Source organism: Streptomyces albofaciens JCM 4342, from assembly GCF_008634025.1.
GTDB classification, from domain to species: domain Bacteria; phylum Actinomycetota; class Actinomycetes; order Streptomycetales; family Streptomycetaceae; genus Streptomyces; species Streptomyces albofaciens.
This window is the reverse complement of the sequence record NZ_PDCM01000001.1, coordinates 4,395,795-4,420,834: the sequence shown is the minus strand read 5'-3', so window position 1 is coordinate 4,420,834 and position 25,040 is coordinate 4,395,795. Positions and strand designations below refer to the sequence as shown.

General features: G+C 72.8%; 27 protein-coding genes. 14 read left to right on the top strand and 13 right to left on the bottom strand.

Annotated features, from left to right (window positions below; all coding sequences use genetic code 11):
* Positions 1-64: 64 nt before the first annotated feature.
* Both asnB and CP973_RS19610 read right to left on the bottom strand, forming a co-directional pair.
* Positions 65-1,924, bottom strand: coding sequence for an asparagine synthase (glutamine-hydrolyzing) (gene asnB / locus CP973_RS19615; protein WP_150242483.1), 1,860 nt, complete (start codon positions 1,922-1,924; stop codon positions 65-67).
* 324 nt (positions 1,925-2,248) lie between these two features.
* The gene (locus CP973_RS19610; protein ID WP_150243780.1) at positions 2,249-3,124 is read right to left on the bottom strand and encodes an RNA polymerase sigma factor SigF; all 876 of its coding nucleotides are present in this window, start codon (positions 3,122-3,124) and stop codon (positions 2,249-2,251) included.
* Positions 3,125-3,407: 283 nt separating this feature from the next.
* Between CP973_RS19610 and CP973_RS19605 the strand changes: the two genes are divergently transcribed.
* The 5 genes from CP973_RS19605 to CP973_RS19585 are packed head-to-tail and all read left to right on the top strand — an operon-like array spanning position 3,408 to position 7,599.
* The gene (locus CP973_RS19605; RefSeq protein WP_150242481.1) at positions 3,408-4,292 is read left to right on the top strand and encodes an STAS domain-containing protein; all 885 of its coding nucleotides are present in this window, start codon (positions 3,408-3,410) and stop codon (positions 4,290-4,292) included.
* Positions 4,289-4,699: an STAS domain-containing protein gene (locus CP973_RS19600; protein ID WP_150242480.1), complete on the top strand. Its 411-nt coding sequence runs from the start codon at positions 4,289-4,291 to the stop codon at positions 4,697-4,699. The genes CP973_RS19605 and CP973_RS19600 overlap by 4 nt, the downstream gene beginning before the upstream one ends.
* Positions 4,683-5,171 (top strand): ATP-binding protein, encoded by a 489-nt coding sequence (locus tag CP973_RS19595; RefSeq protein ID WP_150242478.1) that lies wholly within the window; start codon positions 4,683-4,685, stop codon positions 5,169-5,171. The genes CP973_RS19600 and CP973_RS19595 overlap by 17 nt, the downstream gene beginning before the upstream one ends.
* On the top strand, positions 5,168-6,184 hold the full coding sequence (locus CP973_RS19590; protein WP_244409610.1) for a SpoIIE family protein phosphatase: 1,017 nt from the start codon (positions 5,168-5,170) through the stop codon (positions 6,182-6,184). The genes CP973_RS19595 and CP973_RS19590 overlap by 4 nt, the downstream gene beginning before the upstream one ends.
* Complete coding sequence (locus CP973_RS19585) at positions 6,181-7,599, top strand: PP2C family protein-serine/threonine phosphatase (protein WP_150242474.1); 1,419 nt, start codon at positions 6,181-6,183, stop codon at positions 7,597-7,599. Before CP973_RS19590 ends, CP973_RS19585 begins: the two co-directional genes overlap by 4 nt.
* A 3-nt stretch (positions 7,600-7,602) precedes the next feature.
* Here the strand turns inward: CP973_RS19585 and CP973_RS19580 are convergent, their stop codons facing one another.
* A complete protein-coding gene (locus CP973_RS19580) occupies positions 7,603-8,040 on the bottom strand; it encodes an ATP-binding protein (RefSeq protein WP_150242472.1) in 438 nt (145 codons plus the stop codon).
* A 312-nt stretch (positions 8,041-8,352) separates the two neighbouring features.
* On the opposite strand from CP973_RS19580, the gene CP973_RS19575 reads away from it, so the two are divergent.
* Positions 8,353-8,778 (top strand): SRPBCC family protein, encoded by a 426-nt coding sequence (locus CP973_RS19575; protein WP_150242470.1) that lies wholly within the window; start codon positions 8,353-8,355, stop codon positions 8,776-8,778.
* Positions 8,779-8,784: 6 nt separating this feature from the next.
* On the opposite strand, the gene CP973_RS19570 is transcribed toward CP973_RS19575, so the two are convergent.
* Entirely contained in the window at positions 8,785-9,204 is a 420-nt protein-coding gene (locus CP973_RS19570) for an STAS domain-containing protein (RefSeq protein WP_425281979.1), read from the bottom strand.
* A 190-nt stretch (positions 9,205-9,394) separates the two neighbouring features.
* Positions 9,395-9,916 carry a MarR family winged helix-turn-helix transcriptional regulator gene (locus CP973_RS19565; protein WP_208853218.1) on the bottom strand — a complete coding sequence of 174 codons (522 nt, stop codon included), beginning with the start codon at positions 9,914-9,916 and terminating at the stop codon, positions 9,395-9,397.
* Between the two features lie 148 nt (positions 9,917-10,064).
* Here CP973_RS19565 and CP973_RS19560 point away from each other — a divergent pair, with 148 nt between their 5' ends.
* Complete coding sequence (locus CP973_RS19560; RefSeq protein WP_244409609.1) at positions 10,065-11,189, top strand: PP2C family protein-serine/threonine phosphatase; 1,125 nt, start codon at positions 10,065-10,067, stop codon at positions 11,187-11,189.
* A gap of 44 nt (positions 11,190-11,233) precedes the next feature.
* On the opposite strand, the gene CP973_RS19555 is transcribed toward CP973_RS19560, so the two are convergent.
* On the bottom strand, positions 11,234-11,932 hold the full coding sequence (locus CP973_RS19555; protein ID WP_150242466.1) for an FMN-dependent NADH-azoreductase: 699 nt from the start codon (positions 11,930-11,932) through the stop codon (positions 11,234-11,236).
* 74 nt (positions 11,933-12,006) lie between these two features.
* On the opposite strand from CP973_RS19555, the gene CP973_RS19550 reads away from it, so the two are divergent.
* The gene (locus CP973_RS19550) at positions 12,007-12,882 is read left to right on the top strand and encodes a sigma-70 family RNA polymerase sigma factor (protein WP_150242464.1); all 876 of its coding nucleotides are present in this window, start codon (positions 12,007-12,009) and stop codon (positions 12,880-12,882) included.
* A gap of 239 nt (positions 12,883-13,121) precedes the next feature.
* The gene (locus tag CP973_RS19545) at positions 13,122-13,952 is read left to right on the top strand and encodes a glutamate racemase (protein WP_167538379.1); all 831 of its coding nucleotides are present in this window, start codon (positions 13,122-13,124) and stop codon (positions 13,950-13,952) included.
* Here CP973_RS19545 and CP973_RS19540 read toward each other — a convergent pair.
* The gene (locus tag CP973_RS19540; protein ID WP_167538378.1) at positions 13,843-15,117 is read right to left on the bottom strand and encodes an MFS transporter; all 1,275 of its coding nucleotides are present in this window, start codon (positions 15,115-15,117) and stop codon (positions 13,843-13,845) included. The genes CP973_RS19545 and CP973_RS19540 overlap by 110 nt on opposite strands.
* A gap of 147 nt (positions 15,118-15,264) precedes the next feature.
* On the opposite strand from CP973_RS19540, the gene CP973_RS19535 reads away from it, so the two are divergent.
* The 3 genes from CP973_RS19535 to CP973_RS40045 all read left to right on the top strand — a co-directional run bounded on the left by CP973_RS19535 (position 15,265) and on the right by CP973_RS40045 (position 18,098).
* Positions 15,265-16,212 (top strand): LysR family transcriptional regulator, encoded by a 948-nt coding sequence (locus CP973_RS19535; RefSeq protein WP_150242458.1) that lies wholly within the window; start codon positions 15,265-15,267, stop codon positions 16,210-16,212.
* A gap of 395 nt (positions 16,213-16,607) precedes the next feature.
* Positions 16,608-17,915, top strand: coding sequence for a phytase (locus CP973_RS19530; RefSeq protein ID WP_150242456.1), 1,308 nt, complete (start codon positions 16,608-16,610; stop codon positions 17,913-17,915).
* A gap of 24 nt (positions 17,916-17,939) precedes the next feature.
* The gene (locus tag CP973_RS40045) at positions 17,940-18,098 is read left to right on the top strand and encodes a hypothetical protein (protein WP_167538377.1); all 159 of its coding nucleotides are present in this window, start codon (positions 17,940-17,942) and stop codon (positions 18,096-18,098) included.
* Between the two features lie 54 nt (positions 18,099-18,152).
* On the opposite strand, the gene CP973_RS19525 is transcribed toward CP973_RS40045, so the two are convergent.
* Both CP973_RS19525 and CP973_RS19520 read right to left on the bottom strand, forming a co-directional pair.
* Complete coding sequence (locus CP973_RS19525; protein ID WP_150242454.1) at positions 18,153-18,626, bottom strand: carboxymuconolactone decarboxylase family protein; 474 nt, start codon at positions 18,624-18,626, stop codon at positions 18,153-18,155.
* 302 nt (positions 18,627-18,928) lie between these two features.
* Complete coding sequence (locus CP973_RS19520; RefSeq protein ID WP_208853217.1) at positions 18,929-19,612, bottom strand: hypothetical protein; 684 nt, start codon at positions 19,610-19,612, stop codon at positions 18,929-18,931.
* A 489-nt stretch (positions 19,613-20,101) separates the two neighbouring features.
* Here CP973_RS19520 and CP973_RS19515 point away from each other — a divergent pair, with 489 nt between their 5' ends.
* A complete protein-coding gene (locus CP973_RS19515) occupies positions 20,102-20,926 on the top strand; it encodes a lipase family protein (RefSeq protein WP_208853216.1) in 825 nt (274 codons plus the stop codon).
* On the opposite strand, the gene CP973_RS19510 is transcribed toward CP973_RS19515, so the two are convergent.
* Positions 20,893-21,165: a hypothetical protein gene (locus tag CP973_RS19510; protein WP_150242452.1), complete on the bottom strand. Its 273-nt coding sequence runs from the start codon at positions 21,163-21,165 to the stop codon at positions 20,893-20,895. The two genes, CP973_RS19515 and CP973_RS19510, sit on opposite strands and share 34 nt — an antisense overlap.
* Positions 21,162-22,016 (bottom strand): LysR family transcriptional regulator, encoded by an 855-nt coding sequence (locus tag CP973_RS19505; protein ID WP_150242450.1) that lies wholly within the window; start codon positions 22,014-22,016, stop codon positions 21,162-21,164. The genes CP973_RS19510 and CP973_RS19505 overlap by 4 nt, the downstream gene beginning before the upstream one ends.
* Positions 22,017-22,226: 210 nt before the next feature.
* Between CP973_RS19505 and CP973_RS19500 the strand changes: the two genes are divergently transcribed.
* Positions 22,227-23,258 (top strand): nitronate monooxygenase, encoded by a 1,032-nt coding sequence (locus tag CP973_RS19500; protein ID WP_150242448.1) that lies wholly within the window; start codon positions 22,227-22,229, stop codon positions 23,256-23,258.
* A gap of 48 nt (positions 23,259-23,306) precedes the next feature.
* Here the strand turns inward: CP973_RS19500 and CP973_RS19495 are convergent, their stop codons facing one another.
* Positions 23,307-23,882: a hypothetical protein gene (locus CP973_RS19495; RefSeq protein ID WP_150242446.1), complete on the bottom strand. Its 576-nt coding sequence runs from the start codon at positions 23,880-23,882 to the stop codon at positions 23,307-23,309.
* Between the two features lie 153 nt (positions 23,883-24,035).
* A complete protein-coding gene (locus tag CP973_RS19490; protein ID WP_150242444.1) occupies positions 24,036-24,992 on the bottom strand; it encodes a hypothetical protein in 957 nt (318 codons plus the stop codon).
* Between the last annotated feature and the right edge of the window lie 48 nt (positions 24,993-25,040).

The following is a 25,040-nucleotide window of genomic DNA, read 5'->3' as shown; positions in this document are numbered from 1 at the left end:
CCGCGCCCGGGGGCCGTCCGGTGCCGGACCGGCTCTCCGCCGGGTCCGTGCCCGGACGGGGCCCTCAGTACGCGACCCGTACGCCGTACTCCCGCACCCACGTGTCGAACTCGACGAGCCGTTCCAGGACGGCGCGGGCGCTCCACGGGCCGCCGACCCCGTACGCGCCCTCCGGCCGGGCCAGGAGCCGGCGGACGCCGTCCGCGCTCACCAGGCGCAGCACCGGCGCGTCCGGGGTGAGGAGGTCCGCGACCTTGCGGCGCAGGGCGTGCTCGTAGGCGAGGTCCTGGGTGGAGGGGTAGGGGCTCTTCTTGCGGTCGAGGACCGGGTCCGGGAGCAGGCCGCGCATCGCGGCGCGCAGCAGGCTCTTCTCCCGGCCGTCGAAGTTCTTCATGGCCCACGGGGTGTTGTAGACGTACTCCACCAGGCGGTGGTCGGTGAAGGGGACCCGGACCTCCAGGCTGACCGCCATGCTGATGCGGTCCTTGCGGTCCAGGAGGAAGTTCTCCCAGCGGGTGAGGTTGAGGTAGGTGATCTCGCGCATCCGGGCCTCGTGCCCGCTCTCGCCGGGCAGCCGCGGCACCTCGGCCATGGCCTCGGCGTAGCGGCGCTCGATGTACGCGGTGAGGTCCAGCGCGTCCCACAGGCCCAGTTCGCGCAGCGCGCCGATGCCGCCCGCCTTCTCGAACGGGTGGTGCCAGGGGAAGCTGTCGAGGCCGACGGCCTCCGGGTCGTGGAACCAGGTGTAGCCGCCGAAGAGCTCGTCCGACGCCTCGCCGGACAGCGCCACCGTCATGCGCTCCTTGAGCGCCCGGCAGAGCAGGAACAGGGAGTACTCCATGTCGCCGGTGGACACCGGCAGGTCCTGGGCGCGCAGTACGGCGTCGCGGACCTTCGGGTCGAGGATGTCCTCGTTGTCCAGCTCCACGATGATGTGCTCGGCGCCGACGTGGGTGGCCACCTCGATCGCGAAGGGGGTGTCCGGGTCCTCCCACTGCACGTTGGAACGGAAGCGCTCCTGGTGGCCGGTGAAGTCGACGGAGAACGCGCGGACCGGTTCCGGCACGCCGCGCCGGGCGCGGGACGCGGCGGCGAGCGCGGTGACCGCGCTGGAGTCCAGACCGCCGGAGAGCAGGGTGCCCACGGTGACGTCGGCGACGAGCTGGCGCTCGACGGTGTCCTCCAGGAGTGAGCGGACGGTGGCCACGGTGGTGTCGAGGTCGTCGGTGTGCGGACGGGCCGTCAGCTCCCAGTAGGGGCGTACGCCGCTTCCGTCCCGGGTGAATTTCCGTACGGTCCCGGGCAGTACCTCGTACATACCGCTGAACACGCCGTGGCCCGGCGTTTTGACGATGCTGAAGATCTCGCGCAGCCCTTCCGCGTCCACGGCCGCCTCGGCCTCGTCGTGGGCGAGGATCGCCTTCGGCTCGGAGCCGAAGAGCACGCCGTCGGCGGTCGGCCGGTAATAGAGGGGTTTGACGCCCATGCGGTCGCGGACCAGCAGGAGTTCTTCGGAACGCGGGTCCCACAGCGCGAAGGCGTAGATGCCGTTCAGGCGCTCGGGGAAATCCTCTCCCCATTCCAGGTAGGCGCGGAGCACGACTTCCGTGTCGCTGGACGTCCGGAAGGCGTGCCCGCGCGCACGCAACTCCTCGCGCAATTCACGGAAGTTGTAGACCTCGCCGGTGTAGGTGATGACCGGCGATTCCCCGGAATCGCCGTCGCCCGCCGCGGTCATCGGCTGGCGGCCGCCTTCGATATCGATGATCGCCAGCCTGCGGTGGCCCAGCAGTGCGTGCTCCGACACCCACACTCCCCCGGCGTCGGGGCCACGGCAGACCATGGTTTCGGTCATCGCCCGCGCGGTATCCCTATACGCGGTGAGGTCGCGCGCGAAACTCACCCATCCGGCCAGACCGCACATGAAAACCACACGCCTTCATCAGGAAGGTGCGGGCCGACGGCGGGCGTCCTTCGCACTTTCCTACAAGTGCCTGGAATCAGTCTATCCGCCTGGCTTCCATCCGTCTCGGCGGGGAATTCCCGGCTCGTTCACTGCCGTGGAGCGGCCGGGGCAAAGCCGAGAAAAGCAACTCCTTGAAGCCGGCCGACTGAGCCCGGCTCCCGCGGCGCCGAACTGCCGGTGGGGCCTCATCCTGTCCGCGCGGGGTCCGGGCGGACAGGTGAAGGACCGCAGTGCCGTACGGGGACGATGGGGGCCGTTCCCGGGGGCTTTCGCACCGTACGGCTACTGCTCCAGCAGTCCCTTCCGCAGGTGTTCCAGGGTCCGGGAGAGCAGCCGCGAGACGTGCATCTGGGAGATGCCCAGCTCCGCGCCGATCTGCGCCTGCGTCATCTCCTGGACGAAGCGCATCTCGATGATGCGGCGCCGGCGGTCGTCCAGCTCGTGCAGGAGCGGGGCGAGGGCGTTGAGGTTCTCGACCAGTTCCATGCCGGGGTCGTCGCCGCCCATGACATCGGCGATGGCGCGGCTCTCGCCTTCAGCGCCGGAGCCGTCGCCGGGGGTCTCCAGCGGACCCGCCGTGTAGCCGTTGCTGGCGGCGATCGCGTCGACGACCTCGTCCTCGCCGATCTCCAGACGGGCGGCCAGCTCGGACACGGTGGGTTCGCGGCCCAGGTCGGCGGAGAGCTGCTCGCCCGCCCGGGACAGCTCGGTGCGCAGTTCCTGGACCCGGCGGGGCACGTGCACGGCCCAGGTGGCGTCGCGGAAGAAGCGCTTGATCTCGCCGACGATGTACGGGACGGCGAAGGTGGAGAACTCCACCTCGCGGGTCAGGTCGAACCGGTCGATGGCCTTGATCAGTCCGATCGTGCCGACCTGGATGATGTCCTCGGAGTGCCCCTGGTCCTGGCCCCGGCCGCGGAAGCGGGAGGCGGCGAAGCGGACCAGTGAGAGATTCATCTCGATGAGGGTGTTGCGCGCGTACTGGTACTCGGCCGTCCCCTCTTCCAGTGCGGCGAGCCGGGTGAGGAACAGCTTCGACAGTTCCCGGGCGTCCCGGGGCGCCACCTTGGTCGCGTCGCGTACCTGCGGCAGCTCGGGCGCCCGCCCCGCCGGCGCCGCCGTCCGAGGTCCCGCTGCACACCCTTGTACGGCAAGCATGGTCACGTCTTCACCCTTCACGGTATGTACGGTCAGGTGCACCTGCCCGACCCTTAGGTGTTTAACCCTTGCCAATGGGAAACAGTTTCTCGTGTGGCCGGGAGCCTACCGGCCCGGGCGGGGCCGGCGGGCGGCCGCGGCGGTCCGGCCTTCAGGCCCCCGCCCGCGCTCGGTAACATTTGCCGGACGGCAATCGAAGATCGCGTGCGGTTGGGTACGCACCGCACGAGCAGCACATCATGCGCGCTTGTGCTCCAGTCAATCACCAAGAAAGGACCGTGGGTTGAGTTCCACCGAGGCCGCGGCACGCGAGCGTGTCATCGGCGCGCTGCGCGCAGAAACCGACACCGTCTCCGACCGCTGGGTGCAACTCCAGCTCGACCAGGAAGAGCTGCGCGACATAGTCAGCGAGGGCGAACTGCGCGAGGAGGCCGACACCTTGCTCGGCGCCCTCCTGCGGGGCCTGGAGAGTGACCTTCCGGCGAACCGCGTGGTGGCCACCGACCGGTCGCTGCGCCAGGCCGTGACCGATCTCTCCATGCGCCGGGCGCGGGCCGGCGCCATGCCGACCATCACGTCGCTGGCCGTCCTCTCGCTCAAGGAGGCACTCCTGGAGGCGGTACAGCGGCAGACCCGGGACACCCAGGAGCTGTTCAGCGCCGCCGTGCTGATCAACCGGCTGCTGGACGCGGCCGGCGCGCTGTCCTTCGAGACGTACGTGGAGGGCCGCGAGGAGATCATCCGACGGCAGAGCCGGCAGCTCCTTGAGGTGTCCACCCCGGTCGTCCGGCTGTGGCGGCAGGTACTGGCCGTGCCCCTGATCGGCACCCTCGACACCACCCGTACGCAGGTGGTGATGGAGAACCTGCTGGAGGCCATCCAGGAGCACGAGGCCCTGGTCGCCATCATCGACATCACCGGCGTGCCGACCGTGGACACCGCGGTCGCCCAGCACCTGATGCAGACCGTCAACGCGGTCCGGCTCATGGGCGCGGACTGTGTGATCAGCGGCATCCGGCCGTCCATCGCGCAGACCATCGCCCAGCTCGGCATCGACCTGTCCACCATCCTGACCCGCGCCACCCTGGCCGACGCGCTGGCCGCCGCCGTCAAGCTCACCGACGAGGGCGCGCACCGGCCGTCCAGCGGCGTACGGGAGAACCCGTGAACGCCCGGCCCACCCCTGGCGTGCCCATCCTCAGGCTCGGCGACGTCCTGGTCACGGGGCTGCTCAACGAGCTGGACGACGCCACGGTGGTGGCCTTCACCGAGGAGCTGACCACCCGCATCACCGCCGACCGGGCTCGCGGAGTGCTCATCGACATCTCGCGCCTGGAGATCATCGACTCGTTCGTGGCGCGGACCCTGATGGAGCTGACCACCATGGCGCGCCTGCTGGGCGCCCGGGTGATCGTCGCGGGCATGCGGCCCCCGGTGGCCATGACCCTGGCCGAGCTGGGGCTGCGCCTGGCCGGTGTGGAGACCGCCCTGAACGCGGAACACGGCATGGCGGCCCTGGGCTGGCATCAGAGTCCCCGTTCCTCAGGAGAGGTACCGCATGAAGGGACCCGGTGAATACGGCGGTACCGGCGGCGCCGGTACCACGACCCTCGACGGCGGGGGCCCGGAACGGGCCGGTGACCCGGCGGAACCGACGGTGCTGACCGTGCGCAGCGAACAGGACCTGCTCGCGATCCGGCACGCGGTGCGCGACGCGACCCTGGCGGTGGGCTTCAGCATCGTCGACCAGACCCGGGTCGTCACGGCCGCCAGCGAGCTGGCCCGCAACGCCTACGTCCACGGCGGCGGCGGCACGGTACGCATCGAGTACCCGACCCGGCCCGGCGCGGTGGGCCTGCGGCTGACGGTCGACGACGCCGGACCGGGCATCGCCGACATCGACGCGGCCCTCACCGACGGGTACACCACCGGCGCGGGGCTCGGGCACGGGCTGGGGGGCGCGCAGCGCCTGATGGACGAGTTCGAGATCCGTACCCGGGAGGGGGGCGGTACGACGGTGACCGCGACCCGGTGGGCCGACCGTTGACCCTGCCCCCCGCCGCGTACCCGTCGGCGTACATCCCCGTCGACCACTACAGCGCCGTGCACCTGGCCGCGCAGGCCGCGCGGTCGGTCGCGCAGCGCTGCGGGCTCCAGGGGGCGCTGCCCGACCAGGCCGCGGTCATCGCGTCCGAACTGGGCAGCAACCTGGCCAAGCACGCGGTGGACGGGGCGCTGTACGTCCAGGAACTGCCCGTGGGGAGAGGAGTGGAGATCATCGCCGCCGACCGTGGGCCGGGCATGCCGGAGCTCCGGCGCTGCCTGGCCGACGGGTACACGACGACCGAGACGCTCGGCGCCGGAATGGGCGGCGTCAACCGCATAGCCACCAGCTTCACCGTCCGCACCCAGGAGCCGGACGGCACGGTGGCCTGTGCCCGGCTGACGCCGCCCGAGGACGCCGGGGACGCGCGCCGGGCGGTCGGCGCGGTCTGTGTGCCCGCACAGCGGGAGGAGGTCAGCGGCGACGCCTGCGCCGCGGCCGAGACCGAGCAGGGCCTGACCGCGATCGTGGTCGACGGGCTCGGGCACGGCCCGGAGGCGGCCGAGGCGGCGCAGATCGCGCTGCGCACCTTCGCCAGGACCCCCGACCAGCCGCTGACCGGGCTGCTGACCACCGTCCACCGCGCGCTGCGGCGCAGCCGTGGCGCGGCCGTCGGGCTGCTGCGGCTGCACGCCGGGCGCGCCCAGTACTGCGGCATCGGCAACGTACGGTGCATGACGCTGACGCAGCGGGACATCCAGCACCGTCTGACCGGCCAGCCCGGGGTGGCGGGGTTGGAGATGCCGCGGCCGCTGACCCGCGACATCCCGTGGGAGCCGCACTTCACCGCCCTGCTGCACACCGACGGCATCGACCACCGCTGGGCGTACAGCCCGGACCCATTCCTCATGCGTCTGCCCGCGCCGCTGCTGGCCACGGCCCTTGTGCACGGCCACCGCCGCAGCCGGGACGACGCGACCGTCCTCGCCGCCAACCTCCATCAGAGACTTTCGTGAGACGCCACACTTTCCACGCGCTGCCGGCGCTGCGCCACGCCGTGCGCCGGCTGGGCGCGGCCAACGGCCTGCCCGTCGAGACCCGGGCGCGCCTCGTGCTGTCCGTGAGCACGCTGGCCGACCCGGTGCTCCGGGCCGGCTACGGGGTCACGCTGGAGACGGCCCGTACCTGTACGCGGGGCCGTTCCTCCTCGGCGGATTCCCCGGCCCCGGGGGCCGGGGAGCCCCGGGACGGTGACACCGACGGCGTCTCCGCCGACCCGGCCCGCACCGGCTACCTGGCCGTCACGCTGCGCACCCCCGCCCCGGGGCTCGTACCGCCGACCGGGGCCGAACTCCCGCTGCCCGCCCAGGTGTCGTCCGGCGCGGCCACCTGGCACGTGCCGCTGCCGGACGGGACACCGGAGATCCGGATTCCGGCGGGACGGCAGCCGGAAGACGCGACGGCGGACGGCGGCGGACGGCGGCGCGGCCCCGGCGGTACGCCCGCGGGCGCGTCCGGCGGGGACGGGAACGGCGCGGTGTCGGACCCGGTGGCCGAGAACCGGCTCCTGGAGGAGGAACTGCGGGTCGCGCTGGCCCGGGTGGACTCGCTCGCCGCCGACCAGCGCCGGCTGACGCACGAGCTGGCCGAGACCAACAGCGGTGTACTGGCGCTGTACGTACAGCTGGAGGAGCGCGACGAGCAGCTGCGTACGGCGCACGGCCACATCCTGCGCGAGCTGGAGGACGCGCTGCGTCCGCCGCCGATCGCGGTGGACGGGCTGGAACTGGCCGTGCATTACGCGCCGGCCGGCACCGACGCGCCCACCGGCGGCGACTTCTACGACTGGTTCACGCTGCCGGACGGGACGGTCCACATCACCGTCGTCGACGCGCTGGGGCACGGCGTGCGCAGTACGCGCAGTGCGCTGAACGTCACGCACGCGGTCCGTACGCTCGCGCTGGAGGGCCACCCGCTGAAGTCCATCGTGGCCCGTACGGACGAGATCCTCGCGCCGCTGGACCCCGAGCTGATGGCCACGGTGCTGCTGGCGCGGATCGACCCGGCCAGCGGGGACCTGCGGCTCGCCAACGGCAGCCATCCGCCGGCCCTGGTCGTGCGGGGCACGGGCGAGAAGGAGTATCTGGAGGTGCGCGGGCGCGGGGTCGGCTATCCCTACCCCGGCAGTGAGCGGCTGCTGCACGCCAAGCTGGACGAGGGCGACCTGCTCGTGCTCTACACCGACGGGCTCACCGAGAGCCGCCGGGACCCCCGGGAGGGTGAGCAGCGCCTGGCCGAGAGCGCCCGGCGGCACCGGCACCGGCCCATCGGGGAGATCCCCGGCGCCATCGCCGAGGACATGCACACCGTCGTCCTGCACCCGGACGACACGCTGGCGCTGGCCGTCCGCCTGTCGCCGCGTCCACGCTGAGGCTCACGCCGGGGTCCGGCTCGTACGGGCGACGACGGCGCTGACCGTCTTGCCCCAGGCGGTGGTCTCCACCGAGGTGGCCGCGGCGAGGCGGCGGACCATCGGCCAGCCGAAGCCGCCGCCCTCGCCGCGCACGTCGGGGTTCCGCTCGCGGGGCGGGGTGGCGCTGGAATCGGCCACGCTCACCGTCACGGTGTCGGGGGCGGCCGTCAGGCTCAGGGTGCAGGTGCGGGTCCGGGTGTGGCGGACGGCGTTGGTGACGAGTTCGGAGACGATCAGGACCACGGCGTCCGAGGCGTCCCGGTCCAGCGGAGGCCCCAGCCCTTTCAGCAGGTCACCGGCGGCGTCCCGGGCGACTGCCGCCGCCTCGGGACAGTTCTCCAGCGTCACCACCAGCGACGGCGCTGCGGAAACCCTGTCCGGGGCCGTGGCACTGCTCATCGGGGCTCACCTCGTTTCCCGTTCGACCGTAAGGCGTACAAGTAGGCAGCTTTCCCGCCAGGCAACCGGGCAATCACGCTGTCACATGCGGAACAGCAAGTTCCCGATGGGGTGACAACCCGGCGGGCGGCGTTCCGGTAACCGCTGCCGTACTCCCCGGGTACCCGCTCCGGCACGGGGTACAAGGGCAACTCCGGACCGCTCGCGGATACGGCCGGACGGCAATCCCGGCCGCGGACGAATACGGCCGCGGCGGGCCGTTACCGCGCGTGTCCGTGCGCTTTCGCCCACCAGACCAAGGAGGTTCCTGCCATGTCGTCCTCGCTGCTGGAGAGTGTGGACATCGAAGCGCCCGTCGCGGTGAGCTGGGCTTTGTGGTCCGACGTCACGCGGTGGCCGAAGTTCCTCAGCCACGTACGGCTGGTCGAGCGCCTGGACGACACGCATTTCGCCTGGCAGCTGTCGCTGCCGGGGGCGGACAAGAATTTCGTGGCGGAACTCACCGAGATCAAACCCCATGAGCGCATCGCCTGGAAAACGACGGAGGGCGTCCATCACGCGGGAGTCGTCACCTTCCACCGGCTCAGTGACACCGCGAGCCGTGTCACGCTGCAAATAGAGTACTCACCGGAAGGTTTCGTGGAGCGGCTGGGGGCCCTGACGAACCTGGACTCCACCCTCGCCAACTACGACCTGGGGGAATTCCGGAAACTCGCGGAGACGGCGGCGGCCGGCTGAGAGCCGTTACTCCCCGGCCGGCTCCCCCGCCACGCCGTCGGCCGCCGCCGCTTCCGCGACCGTTCCGTACAGCGGGAGCACACCGTCGAGGCCGGTCAGCTCGAAGAGGCGGCACAGGCCCGGCGAAGGGGCGGCCAGACGCAGCCGGGTGCCGAGGGCGGCGTGCTGCTGCAGGAGGACGTTGACCGTCGTGGAGTCCGCGAACTCCACCCCGGACAGGTCGACGACCACGGGCCGCGCCGCTCCGTCGCCCGGCCCGGCTCCGTCCCCGTGCCCGGCGCCCGCCTCGCGCAGGGCGGCTTCCAGCGGCGCGACGGTGTCGATGTCGAGCGGTCCGGTGACGGTGACGACCATGGCGTCCCCGGCGCGCTGTCCTTCCCGTATCAGAACCTGCGTCGGCCGGTCTGCGCTGGGCTGTGGATGCACGGTAGTCCTCGGTCGGTGACGGGTCGGCGGCCCGGCCGAACTCCCGTCCGGCCGGATGGAGTGATCAACAATAGAAGCGATTGTTGCCGTTTGACAATATTCCAGAAAGGCAACAATCTTGTCCCCTGTCACTGCGCAACACGGCTCTGCCCGGAGTGACTTCGGATCGAGAAGCGGGGCCTGAATGTCTTCACGCTGTGTCCGCGCTGTCCGCACCGAGCGTGCGGCGGGCGGGGACCGTACGAGAGCCCTCGGCCGTACGGTGCAGGGCGGCCGCCCGGTGGAACGCCGCCAGGCCGGACGCGAGATCGGCGACCTGAGCCGGGTCCATGCGCGCCACGATGGCGGCGACCTCGCTCTTGCGGGCCGCCCGGTACTCCTTCAGGAAGGCGCGCCCGCGCAGGCTCAGCCGCAGCTCGACCTCGCGCCGGCTCGTCGCGCTCGGACAGCGCTCGGCCAGGCCCATGGCCTCCAGGCGGTCACAGAGGCGGCTCACCGCGGGCGGACGCGAGCCGAGTGCGTCGGCGAGCGCCCGCAGGTTAGTACCCTCATGATCCTCGATCACCAGCAGAGCCCGCAGCTGGGACGGCGACACCTGCGCCGAGCGTGCCGTCTCCTGGCCACGACCCCACAGCACCTCCAGCAACTCGGAGGCGGCAAGGGTGGCCTCGGTCACCTGCTCGTGTTGCGACTGGCCGGGAAAACGGGACACACGACCACTCTGTCACCCTCCGGCCGCCCGCGTCAGCCCGGCCATGTCTGAATTCATCTGAATCCACCGGAATAAGAATGCTTGAGAGACCGTGACCCTGAGCTGTGATGTGGAAAGAGCCGTTCGCGCGTCGGCACCGCACGCATTGGTGGACACGCTGCGCGAAGCACTCGCCGCGGCCTACGGAGCCACGTCCGTCCATCTGTTCCTCGCCGACTACGGCGGCACGGTGCTCAGGCCGTTCGCCTCGCTCGGCGAGGACTCGCCCGGCGCGCTGTCCATCTCCAACAGCCCGCAGGGGCGTGCCTTCGGCAGCCAGGAACCGCACGAGCGGCAGGTCCGGCAGGGCGGCGCGGTCGACCACCACCTGCCGGTGACGGTCCGCGGCGAACGGCTCGGCATCCTGACCGTACGGCTGCCCGGCGACCGCAACGTGCCGGGCGTCGCCGACGAGCTCGCGCACGCCGCCGACCTGCTCGGCCACGAGATCCTCGTCGCCGAGCGGGACACCGACGTCTACCAGCGGGCCCGCCGCACCAACCGGCTCACGCTGGCCGCCGAGATGCAGTGGCAGCTGCTGCCCGCGCGGGCCTGCGTGGCCGCGGAGTACGCCATCGGGGCGCAGCTCGAACCGGCCTACGCGATCCACGGCGACAACTACGACTGGGCGGCGGACGCGGACGAGCTGACCCTCGCCGTCACCAACGGCATGGGCACCGGCATCGAGGCGTCCCTGCTCACCCATCTCACGGTCAACGCGCTGCGCAACGCCCGCCGCGCCGGTATCGGCATCGCCGACCAGGCGGCCCTCGCCGACCAGGCCCTCTACGGGCAGTACCGCGGCTCCGCCTACGTCTCGACACTGCTGCTGCGCTTCGAGCTCGCGACCGGCCGGGTGGAGGTCGTGGACGCGGGCTCCCCGCAGCTGTGGCGGCGCCGGGGCCGCACCATCGACCGGGTGCCCCTGGAGGCGCAGCTGCCGCTCGGCATGTTCGAGGAGACGCAGTACGTGGCGCAGGAATTCGAGGTGCGGCCCGGTGACCGGCTGCTGTTCGTCAGCGACGGGGTGTACGGGGCGGTCTCGCCGCCGGGCGAGGAGTACGGCGAGCACGCCCTCGCCCGCGCGATCCACGCCACCAGCCTGCTGCCGGCGGCGAGCGTGCCCCGCGCCGTACTGCGCGACCTCGCCGAGTACCGCGACGCGGAGTCGATGGACGACGCGCTGGTGCTGTGCCTTGACTGGTTCGGGCGGCCGCGGGACCGGGAGGGGTGAGGCGTTCGTCCGACGGCCGGGGGGCGGGGCGCACGCCTCCCTGGTCAGGTGACCGCCCCGCAGGCCCCGGCCAGCGCGGTCACCTCGGCCCGCGCCGCGTCGAGCGAGTCGGCCGCCGGCGGCCCGAAACGCGTCACATGCGGAACGAGATGAGCCAACGTCAGCTCGACGGGGACGACCCGGACGGCGTCCTCCGCCACCCCCAGCTCGCGGAAGTACGCCCGTAGGTACGGCGTCTGGAAGTCCCAGCCCTCCCGTGGGGTCCCCGGCCCGTACGCCCCGCCCCGGGAGCTGATCACCACCACCCGCGTCCCCCTCAGCAGGCCCTCCCCGGTTCCCGGGTCGGTGAACGCCCCGGGAAAGCGGACCCGGTCCAGCCATGCCTTCAGCGCGGCGGGCACCGAGAAGTTGTACATCGGCGCACCGATCAGCACCGTCCCGGCCGCCCGCAGCTCGTCCACCAGCGGGCGGGTCAGCGCCCACGCCCGCCGCTCGGCCGGGTGCGCGATCAGCGCGTCCACGCCGTCCGGCGGGACGAGGCCGCGCTCCTCCACGCGCCGGCCGAGCGAGCAGTAGGCGGTGTCCAGCGGGGGCACGGGGTCCGCGGCCAGGTCCCGGTGGCGGTATCCGGCCGCCGGGCCGTGTGCGGCGCGCCAGGTCTCGGCGAACAAGGCGGTCAGCTGCCTGCTGACCGACCCGCCGGAGCGGTCGGCGCTGGAATCCAGGTGCAGCAGGGTCGGCATCGGGTTCTCCTGTCACTTCTCGCGCGGTGCGTCCGTCCTTACCCGTGACGGAACGGAACGAGGAAAGGTGACCGGTGGACGCGCGCGACGGACTGGCGGAACGTTTCGAGGAACAGCGCGACCGGCTGCGGGCCGTCGCTTACCGGATGCTCGGCTCCCCGGAGGAGGCCGACGACGCCGTACAGGAGGCGTGGCTGCGGCTGGGCCGGGTGGACGCGGACGCGGTGGACAACCTGGGCGGCTGGCTGCGGACGGTGGTGACCCGTATCTGCCTCGACGCCCTGCGTGCGCGGACGTCCCGGCGGGAGGACCTGACGGAGCTGCGGGCCTTCGACGAGGCCCCGGGCCGGGCAGCGGGCCCTGAGGCGACCGCGCTGCTGACCGACTCCGTCGGCCGGGCGCTGCTCGTGGTGCTGGACCGGCTGGGTCCCGCCGAGCGTGTCGCGTTCGTCCTGCACGACATGTACGCCGTGCCGTTCCAGGAGATCGCCCCCGTCGTGGAGCGCACCCCGGCCGCCACGAAGAAGCTCGCCAGCCGGGCGCGCCAGAAGGTACGGGGTACGCCCGCCGTCCCGGCGGCCGACCTGGCCCGGCACCGCCACGTCATCACCGAGTTCCTGAAGGCCGCCCGCGCCGGCGACCTCCCGGCGGTCCTCGCCCTGCTGGCCCCCGATGTCGTACGCCGCGCCGACCCGGCCGCCCTGCCGCCGGGAGCGGCGCCCGAACTCCGCGGCGCCCGGGCCGTGGCCGAGGGCACCCTCCTGTTCGCCCACCGCTCCCGCCAGGCCGAACCGGCCCTCGTCAACGGCACCGTCGGGCTCCTCGTGGCACCCCGCGGCCGCCTGCGCGTCGCGCTGACCTTCACCGTCGAGGACGACCGGATCACCGGCTACGAGGTGATCGCGGACCCGGCGCGGCTGCGGGGGCTGGAGATCGGGGTGCTCGACTGACCCCCGGACGCGAAGACACCGCCCCGCACCAGACCATCCCCACGGAATTGGCCATGTTGTCCGGTCCCGCCTCCATACAGACTCACCTCCCGTAACACCGACACCGAGCGAACGCGGAGGCGACCGGCATGGACGACGAGCACCGGGACGGCGGCGGGGGCGGGCCACATCACCGACGCGCGGCAGGCCGCGCCGCCACAAGGCGGTCCCGCCCCGGTGACCGGCCGAAGATCGCGGTCATGGATGTCGGGATCGGGCTGCTGGCGGCGGCCTCCGCCGTACGCCGCCTGCGGCCCGACGCCGACCTCGTCCTCTCCTCGGACCCCGACGGCATGCCCTGGGGGCCGCGCACTCCACGGGACATCACCGCCCGCGCGCTCGCCGTCGCCGAAGCCGCGGCGGCGCGGCGCCCGTGCGCGCTGGTCATCGCCTGCAACACCGCGACCGTCCACGCGCTGCCCGCCCTGCGGGCCCGCTTCGAGCCGGACCTGCCGGTCATCGGCACGGTTCCGGCGATCAAACCGGCGGCCGCGGGCGGCGGGCCCCTCGCCGTCTGGGCCACCCCCGCCACCACCGGCAGCCGGTACCAGCGCTCGCTCATCCGGCGGTTCGCCCGGGGTGTGGCGGTCGCCGAGGTGCCGTGCCCCGGGCTCTCCGACGCGGTGGAGCAGGGGGACGAGGACGCCATCGACCTCGCGATCGCCGCCGCCGCACTGCGCACCCCGGCCGGGGTGCGCAGCGTCGTCCTCGGCTGCACCCACTACGAACTGGTCGCCGAACGCATCCGCACCGCACTGCAACGTCCCGGCCTGCCACCCCTGGTCCTGCACGGCTCGGCCCACGCGGTCGCCGCCCAGACCCTCCGCCGCATCGGGCACCCGCCCGCACCCCGCTCCCCCGCCGACGGCAGCCTGACCGTCGTCCTCAGCGGACGCGAAGCGCTCCTTCCGGACCCCGCCTTCACCTACGCGGAGGGCCGGTTTCTGCTGCGGGAACCCGCGAGGGCCCGGGCGAGGCGGGGGCCGGCCCGGCCGGCCGCCGGGGCAGCAGGAAGGGAGTCGTCAGGATGAGGGCGCCGGCGAGGGCGATGGCGGGGCGGGGTCCGGTGAGGGCGGCCAGCAGGCCCCACAGGGCGGTCAGGGCGGCGATGGTGAGTTTGCCGGTGACCGACCAGGCGGAGAGCGTACGGGCGACGCGGTCCGGCTCCGTGAGTTCCAGCCGGTGGGCGGCGAGCACCGGGTTGTAGACGCCGATGCAGACGATCATCGCGAACTCGACGGCCATGACGAGCAGCAGCCCGGACACACCGGGGTGGACGAAGGCCAGACCGATCAGCCAGCAGGCCCGCAGCGTCCCGGCCGCGCGCAGGACCCGGTGCCGCCCGTAGCGCGCGACGAGCGGACCGGCCAGGCGCGAGCCGAGCAGGCCGCCGAGGCAGGGCACCGCGAAGGCGAGGGCGTACTGCCAGGGCGGGAAGCCGAGGGGGCCGAGCATGAGGACGGCGGCCAGCGGCGCGGTCGCCATGATCAGGCCGTTGACCAGGACCGCGTTGAGGAACAGCGGGCGCAGGACGGGGTGGGCGAGGAGGTGCCGCCAGCCCTCCAGGACCGTGGCGGCGCGTGCCGCCGGCGGCGCCTCGGCCCGTACCGGACGCGGTTCCCCGCCGCCGACCGCCCGGATGCCCGCGGCCGACAGCAGATAGCTGACCGCGTCGGCCACCACGGTCGTCACCGGCCCGAACAGCCCGGCCGCGGCTCCGCCGAGCGGCAGTCCGAGCACGGTGGAGGTCCACTGCGTGGCCTCGAACCGCCCGTTCGCGACGACCAGGTCCGGCGGCCGGACGAGGGCCTTCAGGCAGGCGCCGGCGGCCGCGTTGAAGGTGATGTCGGCCGCCGCGACCACCATGGACACGACCAGCAGCTGGCCGAAGCCGAGCCGCCCGAGCAGGTACGCGGCGGGGACGCTCAGCAGCAGCCCGCACCGGACCAGATCCATCGCGATCATCACGGGCCGCTTGCGCCGGAACTCCACCCACGGGCCGAGCGGCACCGCCAGCACGGCCCCCACCGCGGGCCCGACCGCCGCGAGCGCCGACACCTGGGCGGGCCCGGCGTGCAGCACCAGGACCGCGATCAGCGAGAACGCGTCGAAGGCGAGCGACGTCCCGAACGTACTGATCGCGTACGCCGCCCACAGCCACCCGAACCGCCGCCCCAGCGGCCGTCTGCTCCCCACGCCCCACTCCATACTTTCCCGGCGTCCACTTCGCACGACAGATCGTCGAGCGGAGACATCTCACCGAGCGGGCGGCGCGGAAGCAAACAACCCGGGGCGACCGCAGGGACAACCGGCGGTTGTCCACGCGTCCTCTAGAGTGCTCCCGTGGATCTGCATGCCGTACGCACCGTCGTCGCCGTCGCGGACTCCGGGCAGTTCCGGGAAGCCGCCGCCCAGCTGTCGGTCACCCAGCAGGCCGTGTCCAAGCGCATCGCCGCGCTGGAGAAGGACCTCGGGGTACGGCTCTTCGACCGCACGCCGCGTGGGGCGCGGCTCACCATCGACGGACAGGCGTTCCTGCCGCACGCCCGCGAACTGCTGCGCGCCGAGGAGCGGGCGGCAGCCTCCGTACGGCCCGGCAGCCGCGCCCTGCGCGTGGACGTGATCGGGCGCCGGCTCGCCCCGGCCGACCTGGTGCGCGACTTCCACCGCACGCACCCCGACACCGCGCTCGACGTGGTGACCCTCTTCGACGCCGACGCGGCGCTCGCCGCCGTACGGTCCGGCACGATCGACGCGTCGTTCCGCGCCGTGACCGTACCCGCGCGGCAGCTGCCCGACGGCGTCGGGGCCGTACGGGTCCACGACGAGCCCGTGCAGCTCCTCACCGGACCCGCCCACCCGCTGGCCGACGCGCGTGCGGTCACCCCCCGCGGGCTCGCCGGGCACCGGATCTGGATGCCGGGCATCGTCAGCGGCACCGAGTGGGCGGCCTACTACGACGCGCTCGCCGCCGCGTTCGGGTTCACCATCGAGGTGACCGGACCCGACTTCGGCACCGAACCGCTGCTGGACACCATCGCCGACTCCCCGCGGATCGCGACCCTCGTCGGCGCGTGGACGCGGTTCGCCTGGCCCGCCGAACACGATCTGCGGCGCGTGCCCCTGCACCGGCCGACCCCGGTCTACCCGCACTCGCTGATCTGGCACCGCGACAACCCGCACCCCGCGCTGGCCGCGCTCCACGACCACCTGCGCGCCCGGTACGCGGCGCCCGCAGCGGGTGCGGAACGGCGGGACGACGAGACGTGGACGCCGGAATGGGCGGGGTGACCGGGTAAGGGGGCGGCTCCTCGGGGCCTTCAGGAGGGTCACGGAGGGCGGCTCTTTGGTGCCGTTCAGGAGGGGCACGGGAGGGCGGCTCCTTGGGGCCGTTCACGAGGGGCACGGGGGCGGCTCCTCGGGGCCGTTCAGAGGGGTCACGGGAGGGTGGCCTTTCGGGGCCGTTCAGGAGAGCCGGCCACCCGACCGGGAGTCAACTCCCTTTGCAGCGCACGGAGTTCGCGTTACCTTCAGCTGCCGCACGGCTCAACCGGCGCCGCGCCACGGACCGTTCACGTCCCGTACGCGCCCCGGAAACGTTACCTACTGGTAAGCCGTCATGCGCGCATCCCAGACTCCCCCTGCTTTCCCCTTCAACCACCCTCCCGACATGAAGGAGCCCCTTCGTGGCCACCTCCCGCAGCGTCCGGCCGGCAAGGCTCGCCCTCGCCACGGCACTCGCCGCGCTCACCGTCGCGGCCGTACCCTTCCCGGCCGGGGCCGCCCCGTCCGCGCCGCCCGCCGTCACCCCGCGGGCCGAGACCCCGGCCCTGCACGACGACGCGGCCGGGGGCGACGCCGACGCCGACGACCCGGCGATCTGGCGCGACGCCGCCGACCCGGGCCGCAGCCTGGTGATCGCCACCGCGAAGAAGGGCGGTCTGCGGGTCTACGACCTCGACGCCCGCGAGGTGCAGTCGCTGCCCGCGCCCGCCGCGCCCGGCTCCGGGCACGCCGCCGGCCGGTTCAACAACGTCGACCTCGTCTCCGGCCTGCGCCTGTCGTCGGGCCCCGCCGACCTCGCGGTGGTCAGCGACCGCGGCAACGACCGGCTGCGCTTCTACCGCGTCGACCGCGACCGCGCGGGCGGCCCGCTCACCGACGTGACCGACCCCGCGGCCCCGCCGGTCTTCTCCACCTCCCAGCAGGAGATCGACCAGCAGCGCACCGCGTACGGGCTGGCCACCTGGACCGACCGGGCCACCGGCCGCTCGTACGCCCTGGTCAGCCGCCGTGAGCGGACCACCCTCGCCCTCCTGGAACTCACCCCGGGCGCCGGCGGCACGGTCGGCTACCGCAAGGTCCGCACCCTGGACCTGCCCGCCGCCTTCCGCCTCCCCAACGGCAAGAAGTGGTCCCCCTGCGCCGAGCCGGGTGAACTCCCGCAGGTCGAGGGCATGGTGGTCGATCCCCACAACGGCACGCTGTACGCGGGCCAGGAGGACGTCGGCATCTGGCGGCTGCGGGCCGACCTGACCGGCACGCCGAAGCTGATCGACAAGGTCCGCGAGTACGGCGTACCGGCCACCTACGACGAGGCGTCCGAGAAGTGCGTCGCGGGCGCCGACCCCGGCTACGGCGGCAAGCGGCTGACGGCCGACGTCGAGGGCCTGACACTGGTCGAGGAGTCCAAGGGCGACGGCTACCTGCTGGCGTCCAGCCAGGGCGACAACACCTTCGTCGCCTACGACCGCGAGATATCCGACGACAACGAGTACGAGGGCGGCTTCCGCGTCGCTCCCGCCTCGCCGGCCCTGGACGGCTCCGAGGAGTGCGACGGCGCCGCCGCGCTGAAGGCGCCGCTGGGCCCCAAGTACCCGAAGGGGCTGCTGGTCGTGCAGGACGGGCACGACGCGCCCGGAGACCCGGAGCGCCCCTCCACCAACTTCAAGTTCGTCGACCTGGGGGACGTACTGGACGCCGTGGACGACTGATCCGCGGACCGCACCGTGGGTACGGTGGCGGCTGCGACGGCCGTACGGAGCGCGGACGGCATCGGCGACGCACGGCGGACGCACCCGCACCCGCACCCGCCCCCGCAGAGCGTCTGCCGCAAGCTCGCCGTGACCCGGCGGTCGGCCGCGGTACGGCGGGCCCGCGAGCTGGAACTGCTGTGACCGGTGGCCGGGCCGCCGGGGCGGAGCGAGGCCTCCGCCCCGGCGCTCCCCCGGCTACTTGAACTGCCCGGGCCGGTAGTCGCCCGCGGGCTGCTGGACGATCACGTTCATCCGGTTGAAGGCGTTGATCAGGGCGATCAGGGACACCAGCGCGGCGAGCTGCTCCTCGTCGTAGTGCTTGGCGGCGTTCGCCCAGACCTCGTCCGGGACCCCGCCGGCCGCGTCCGCGATCCGGGTGCCCTGCTCCGTCAGCTCCAGCGCGGCGCGCTCGGCCTCGGTGAAGACCGTGGCCTCCCGCCATACCGCGACCAGGCTCAGACGTACCGCCGTCTCACCGGCGGCGACGGCCTCCTTGGTGTGCATGTCCGTGCAGAAGCCGCACCCGTTGATCTGGCTCGCGCGGATCTTCACCAGCTCCTGCGTCGCGGCGGGCAGCGACGAGTCCGTGACGACCTGCCCCGCCGAGACGACGTGCTTGAGGAACTTGCCGGCGGTCGGGCTGCCGAAGAGGTTGAGACGGGCATCCATGGTGGTTCTCCTCCGCGTTGTTCACTTGCCGCTGTTCGATAGCTGCACCCCTATGACGGAACGGCCCGGCCGGATGTGACAGGGCCGCCGGTGACGTGCGTCACGCCTGCTGGGGGCGGGGACGGACGCCGGCGGAGAAACTCCTGAAACAGGACACCAGCCGCCCCCGACTTCGCAGCGCCTGACCCCGGCCCCCTGCACCGCGTCCACCAGCGCCCGTACGGGACCGTCCGTCCCGACCAGGGAACGCAGCGAACTCAGCAACCCGCTGGGCGAGAGGGCGGGTGGGTGGGGCTATGGCGTCATGAGCCCGCGGAGCCGGGCTCCTCGGTGTCCGGCGGGAGGGCACCGATGAGTCGCCGGGCGAGCGTACGGGCATGGGGAGGCCGGGCCAGGAGTGAAAGGGCTGCCTCTTGCCGGTGGTGCAGCGCCTCCACCGCCGTGCGCAATGCCCGGATGCGCGCGGACATGCGCCATCTGCTCTGCCACGGGTGCCACAGCGCCTGGAGCAGGAGTTGCGCCGTCGCCTCCCGGTACTCGGCACACGCGGTCATCAGCTCGTCGAGCGACTCGCCCAGCACCCCGCCGACGCGCAGGTCGGCCAGCCGGATCACCTCGCACTGCAAGGCACGCTCCTCGCCGCCTCCCGCGAAGTCCAGCACCCTGCGCGGTATTCCGGCCGAGAGGGACGCCACCACAAGGCCTGCGACGGCTTCGCGCAGCGCACGCTCCGCGTCGCCGCCGTCCTCCAGCACCGCCGACAGCCCGAGCTCGGCTGTGGCCGACAGCTGCCTGCCCGCCACGGACGCAGCAGGGCGGCCGTGGCGGCACGGCACGATGTCCCACACCCCGGCACGGACCAGCGACACCTGTTGAAGCCGCTCCATGACAGTCGCACGCAGCTGACGGCGCTCGTGGTTCCTGGAGATGTGGGCGGTCACTGCCGCGCCCACCACACCGCCGGCCGTCGTATACACCAAGTCCATCAGCCCGGGCAACGGTCCGCCTCCGCCGGTGCGGCGCGCCTCCGACCGGCCCTGCCGGGCGACGCGTTCGCCTCCGTCCTGCCGCCGGGCGAAGTGCGCCGGAGTCGCCTCGTGTGCTCCGGCTCGCGCACCCTGGCGCGGTCGGCACGGCACTGCCTGATCACAGCCGCCGCGAACGTCCCGCCGATATCCGGCACCGCGACGACGAGCCGGCTGATCGAGCTGTCTGAGCTGTCTGAGGTGTCTGAGGTGTCCAATCTTCCCCCCGGCTTTGATCGGCTCGGCGGGACTGTATCGCTTGTGGGTGGGTGGCAGCACGAACGCCCTGGGGGTGCACGGCTGCACAGCCCCCGGCGTACCACCCGAAAGAGGGAACAATGCGTCAGATCGCAGGGCGCTGCGCACAGATCACATGACGGCCCGGCAGAACGCGCGCGCAAGACCCCGGTGAGCGGCACGGCCGTCGAACCGAGCGAAAGGACCGTACCCGTGAGCGCACCGCCCGCACTCGACCACCGTTCCACCAGCGGCTACAGCGTCCCGCTGGCCTACTGGCTGGCCCAGGCGTCCGACCTGGCCTACAAGGACGAAGCCACCATCGAAGCCCGGGCACACGACTGGGGCTTCGACACGGTGCGCCACCACCGGACGCGGTTCACCCCGCCGTTCCCGCTGGAGGACACCCAGGCCTACACCGCCGCCAGCGACCACATGATCATCACTGCCTTCCGCGGCACGGAACCGGCCCAGATCCGCGACTGGCTTTCGGACACCAGCACTCCCCCGTGGCCCGGCCCCGCCAAAACCGGCTATGTCCATTACGGTTTCGCCGAGGCCCTCCAGGCGGTCTTCCCGGGCGTCAAGGACACCCTGGCCGAACTGCGCACCAACAACCAGACCGTGTGGTTCACCGGCCACAGCCTCGGCGGCGCCCTGGCGATGCTCGCCGGGGCGCGGATGTACCTGGAGGAGCCGAAACTGCAGGCGGACGGCATCTACACCTACGGCCAGCCCCGCACCTGCGACCGCGTCCTGGCCGCCGCCTACAACAAGGGCTTGAAGGACCGCGCGTTCCGCTTCGTCAACAACAACGACATCGTGCCGCAGATGCCGCCCGAGCCCGTTTTCACCCACGCCGAGGGCCTGAGGTACATCGACTCCGACGGCAAGCTCCACTCGTCGATGAGCCTGCTGGGAGGCCTCACGGACCGCGCCAAAGGACTGACCGCGGACCCCTTCGCCCCCGCCTCGGACGGCGTCCGCGACCACTCCGTCAAGCGCTACATCGCCGCCATCGGGAACAATCTCACCTGACCGTGTCCGTGAATGCCGAGCCGGCCGTCGGCGTCCTCGAAGCCGAAGCCGTGCGCCTCCAGGCGGTGCAGGCGGTATCCCGCGATGCGGCGCGGTGACCATGAGCACCAGCCCCGTGCTCGGCCATTGATTACGGTGATCTCCACGACCGGGCACGCGGCGAGACAGGCGTCCTGCCGGTGTGCGGGCCACTCCCGCGCCGCGCGGACGCCGCCGTACGCGTCGGCGGCGGCGATCACCCCGTAGCCAGAGCGGCGTCCAGGAAGCGGCGGATCAGCGTCCGCTGCGTGTCGGGCAGATGGACGAGGCCGACCGGGCTGGGCGGCGCGTTGGTGAGGGGGACGAAGCGGAGGGCGGGGTGCTGGGCGCGGCGTCGGGCGACCCCGGGGACGATGCCGATGCCCCGGTTGGCGGCCACCGTCTCCAGCCATTCGTCGTAGTTGGCCGTTTCGACGATCTCGTCCGGGCCTTCGCCGACGGGCCACGACCAGGGGCCGGTGGTTCCGCCGACCGTGTTGACGACCAGCGGCCAGTACCGGACATCGCTCCAGTCCAGGTGTGCGCAGCGGGTCAGCTCGCTGCGCTCCGAGCAGACGGCGACGCGCGGCTCGTCGTAGAGTCGCACGCTCCGCATCCCCGTCGGCACGTCGGCGTCCCCCCGGACCAGGGCGATGTCGACCGTACGCCGGCGCAGCGCCTCGACGGGATCGTCGGTGCGGGTCAGGACGACCGAGGCTCCGGTGTTCTCCTCGAAGCGGCTGACGGTGCGCTGCGCCCAGGGATCGGGCAGCAGCCAGCCGAAGCCGAGCCGGAGGGTGGCCCGGGGCCGGACGGCGGCCAGGGCCGTGTCCAGGGCGGCGAGGACCCGCTCGGTGTGCTCCAGGAACTGCGCACCGGCGTCGGTCAGCGCCGGGTGCCGGGCGGACCGGTCGAGGAGCAGGACGTTCAGCCTGTTCTCCAGTTGCGCGACCGTACGGCTGAGGGCCGGCTGGGTGATCAGGAGTTCCTCGGCGGCCCGGGAGAAGGAGCGGTGGCGGGCCACGGAGGAGAAGGCCCGCAGGTGCCGCAGTTCGATGTCCGTGCTCGTCATGCCCTTCACCGGCGTCCATGCGCGTCGTGCATGGCAGCAGACTAACGGGCATTTCCCAGGCGGCCGCGGGTCGCCTAGCGTCGACGGCGGCTTCCGAACTCCCCATCACCCGCCCCGGCCGGGGCCGCGGCCGTGACCAGCCTTGTCCGTTCTCCCGCTCGGCCCCGCCCGTGGCCCCAGCGGCCCGGCCTCGCACCTCAAGGAGCTGTCATGAGCACCCTGTTGTCCCGTCTCGGTATCGACCGTCCGCTCCTGGCCGCGCCCATGGCCGGCGGAGCGAGCACGCCCGCTCTGGTCACCGCGACGGCACGCGCCGGCGGACTGGGGTTTCTGGCCGGCGGCTACAAGAGCGCCCAGGCACTCGCCGGGCAGATCCGCACCGTCGAAGCCGAAGGGGTTCCGTTCGGCGTCAACCTCTTCGCGCGCACCCCCGTCCCCGTCTCACCCGAGGCATATCGCGCCTACGCACGCCTGTTGCAGGACGAGGCCGACCGCTACGGGCTGACGGTGACCGGCACCGGACCGCTGGACGACGACGACAACTGGACGGACAAGATCGACCTGCTGACCGCGCGTCCCGTTCCCTGGGTGTCCTTCACCTTCGGCCTCCCCGACACCGGGACCGTCACCAGCCTGCGCCGCGCCGGAACCACCGTCCTGCAATGCGTCACCACCCCCGCGGAGGCACGCCTGGCGGCCGACGCCGGCGTCGACGCGCTGATCGTGCAGGCGTCCGCCGCCGGCGGGCACTCGGCCACCCTGACCCCCGAACGTCCGCTCACCCCCGTCGCTCTCCCCGACCTGGTCAGCGCGGTACGCCACACCGTGCCCCTGCCGGTCATCGCCACCGGCGGCATCGCCGGCCCCGCCGACGTGGCGGCAGCCCTCCGGGCGGGCGCGCAGGCCGCCATGGTCGGCACCGTACTGCTGCGCACCGACGAGAGCGGGGCCTCCGCACCGCACAAGGCGGCCCTGGCGGACCCGGGCTTCGACACCACCGTCATCACCCGCGCCTTCACCGGACGCCCGGCCCGCGCCCTGCGCAACCGCTTCACCGACCGGTACTCCGCCCACGCCCCGGCCGGCTACCCTGCCCTGCACCACCTGACGAGCCCACTGCGCAAGGCGGCCACCGCGGCCGGCGACACGGACCTGATCCACCTGTGGGCCGGAACCGGTCACCGCCAGGCCCGAACCGAACCCGTGGCCCACACCGCCGAACGGCTGACCAGCTGCCTCTGACGCAGCCGCGTCGCACGACAGCTCGCCGATGTACGGCGGGCTTCCGGCTCAGCAGGGCCGGGCGTACCAGACCGGGGTCCAGTTGGCGGTGCCGGAGCTGTAGGCCGGGCCGGTGTTCCAGCGTTCGCTGCCGTCCTTGTTGTAGAAGCGGCCTATGGTGCCCGGGGTCTGGTTGTTGCCCCAGGTTCCGTTGCCGACCAGGTTCGGGAGTTGGTAGTAGCCGCAGTGGTAGTAGTCGAAGCCGTTGCCGTTGCCCCCGGAGCCGTTGGCCCAGCCGCACAGGTGGCCGTAGTCGCACACCGGCTTGACCGGGGCCTTGGAGCGGTCGGCGAGGTCGCGGGCGTAGGGCTGGCCCGGGGCGCGGACCACCATGCTGCCGCCCGGCACCAGGATCTTGTTGGCGGAGACCTGCTTGCCGCCCAACTCGGCCACGTAGGTGTCGACCTGCGCCTGGAGCCGGTCGGCCTGGGCGGCGGTCAGCCCTGCCCGCTGCGTCTGGGCTGCGAAGCCGGTGGAGGGGCCGGCCGGAGTGTCGGCGGTCGCCGCGCCCGTGAGGCCGAGCACCGAGGCGGCGGCGAAGGTGGTGGCGGCGATCAGCAGTGCGGTCGGTTTGCGGACGGCCACGGTGGTCCCCCTTGGGTTCCCTGGTCCAGGAGCCGGCGACGGACCGGCCTCCCGACCAAGATGACGGGTGGGGCGCGGGTTGGCCACGCGTTTCCGGTCGCTTTGTGCTCCGTGGGTGGCCGGTGACCGGAGGGCGTACGGAGTGGGCGGGCGCTACGCGCCGGATGCACCGGGTTCCTCGTCACGCACACCGTCGTCGAAGACCACGGTCAGCGGTTGCCGCCCGCCACTGGTCGTCCTGCGCAGGCCCTCGGCGATACGGGAGTAGAAGGCACTGGTCAGCGCCCAGGTTCCGTCCAGGTGGCTCTCGTCCCGGGTGTGGCGCAGGGAGATCAGCGCGCCGATGAGGGAGCGGCCGGACAGTACGGCCCGTACCCGTCCGTCACCCTGGTCCGTCAGCTCGCAGGACCCTCGGAAGTGCTCGTTGTCGGCGGCGCAGGCGGTGAAGAACTCCCATGACTCGCGATGGCAGACCAGGGCGACCGTCCCGGCCTTGGCCGCTTTCAGCAGCAGCACACCGTGGTCGATGTCTTCTTGGGTCTCGCTGCGGATCCGGTCCTCGCCCTGGCCGATACCGTCCTCGTCCTCCGCGCCCGGCTCCCCTCCGGCGTCCTCGAACGGAGCGACGGCGGGAGGGTCGCCGGGTACAGCATGGCCGTGGTGCCCGGGTTCGTGCCCGCCGCCCTCCGCGAGCGGGGGGAACGGCGGCTCCTGCCCGGCGTCGACCGTCTCCGGCTCCAGCCCCGCCCACCCGGGGTCCGCCTCCTCGCCGAGTGGCCCCTGCGCCTCGGTGGGTTCCGTACGGAACACCGGGTGCTGCGCCAGCGTGTCCAGCGTCCGCCGGAGTCCGGCGATCGCGTCCCGTACCTCGGAGATCTCCTGCCGCAGCTGCGACACGGCCCGCCCGGTCTCCGCGGCGGCGGTGGCGCCGCGGTGGGCGCGGTCGCGGGTCTCCCGGCCGTCGGCGCGCAGCTCCGCCGTCTCCGTGTCGATGCGCTCCAGCACTTCGCGCCGCGAGTCGTCCAGGCTCCGGCCCAGGCCCGCGATCTCTTCGCCGAGTTCCTCGCGGACGTTGGCCAGAGCCGCCATGAGGTTTTTGTCGCGTCCCACCAGTACCCCCGTACTGCGTGTGTTCCGACGGTATCGGCGGGGAGACTG

Excerpts from the sequence above, each read along its gene's own strand:
- asnB (WP_150242483.1), bottom strand. The coding sequence starts at position 1,924 with ATGTGCGGTCTGGCCGGATGGGTGAGTTTCGCGCGCGACCTCACCGCG.
- CP973_RS19610 (WP_150243780.1), bottom strand. The coding sequence starts at position 3,124 with ATGCTTGCCGTACAAGGGTGTGCAGCGGGACCTCGGACGGCGGCGCCG.
- CP973_RS19595 (WP_150242478.1), top strand. The coding sequence starts at position 4,683 with ATGAAGGGACCCGGTGAATACGGCGGTACCGGCGGCGCCGGTACCACG.
- CP973_RS19580 (WP_150242472.1), bottom strand. The coding sequence starts at position 8,040 with ATGAGCAGTGCCACGGCCCCGGACAGGGTTTCCGCAGCGCCGTCGCTG.
- CP973_RS19575 (WP_150242470.1), top strand. The coding sequence starts at position 8,353 with ATGTCGTCCTCGCTGCTGGAGAGTGTGGACATCGAAGCGCCCGTCGCG.
- CP973_RS19555 (WP_150242466.1), bottom strand. The coding sequence starts at position 11,932 with ATGCCGACCCTGCTGCACCTGGATTCCAGCGCCGACCGCTCCGGCGGG.
- CP973_RS19545 (WP_167538379.1), top strand. The coding sequence starts at position 13,122 with ATGGATGTCGGGATCGGGCTGCTGGCGGCGGCCTCCGCCGTACGCCGC.
- CP973_RS19525 (WP_150242454.1), bottom strand. The coding sequence starts at position 18,626 with ATGGATGCCCGTCTCAACCTCTTCGGCAGCCCGACCGCCGGCAAGTTC.
- CP973_RS19520 (WP_208853217.1), bottom strand. The coding sequence starts at position 19,612 with ATGGACTTGGTGTATACGACGGCCGGCGGTGTGGTGGGCGCGGCAGTG.
- CP973_RS19505 (WP_150242450.1), bottom strand. The coding sequence starts at position 22,016 with ATGACGAGCACGGACATCGAACTGCGGCACCTGCGGGCCTTCTCCTCC.
- CP973_RS19500 (WP_150242448.1), top strand. The coding sequence starts at position 22,227 with ATGAGCACCCTGTTGTCCCGTCTCGGTATCGACCGTCCGCTCCTGGCC.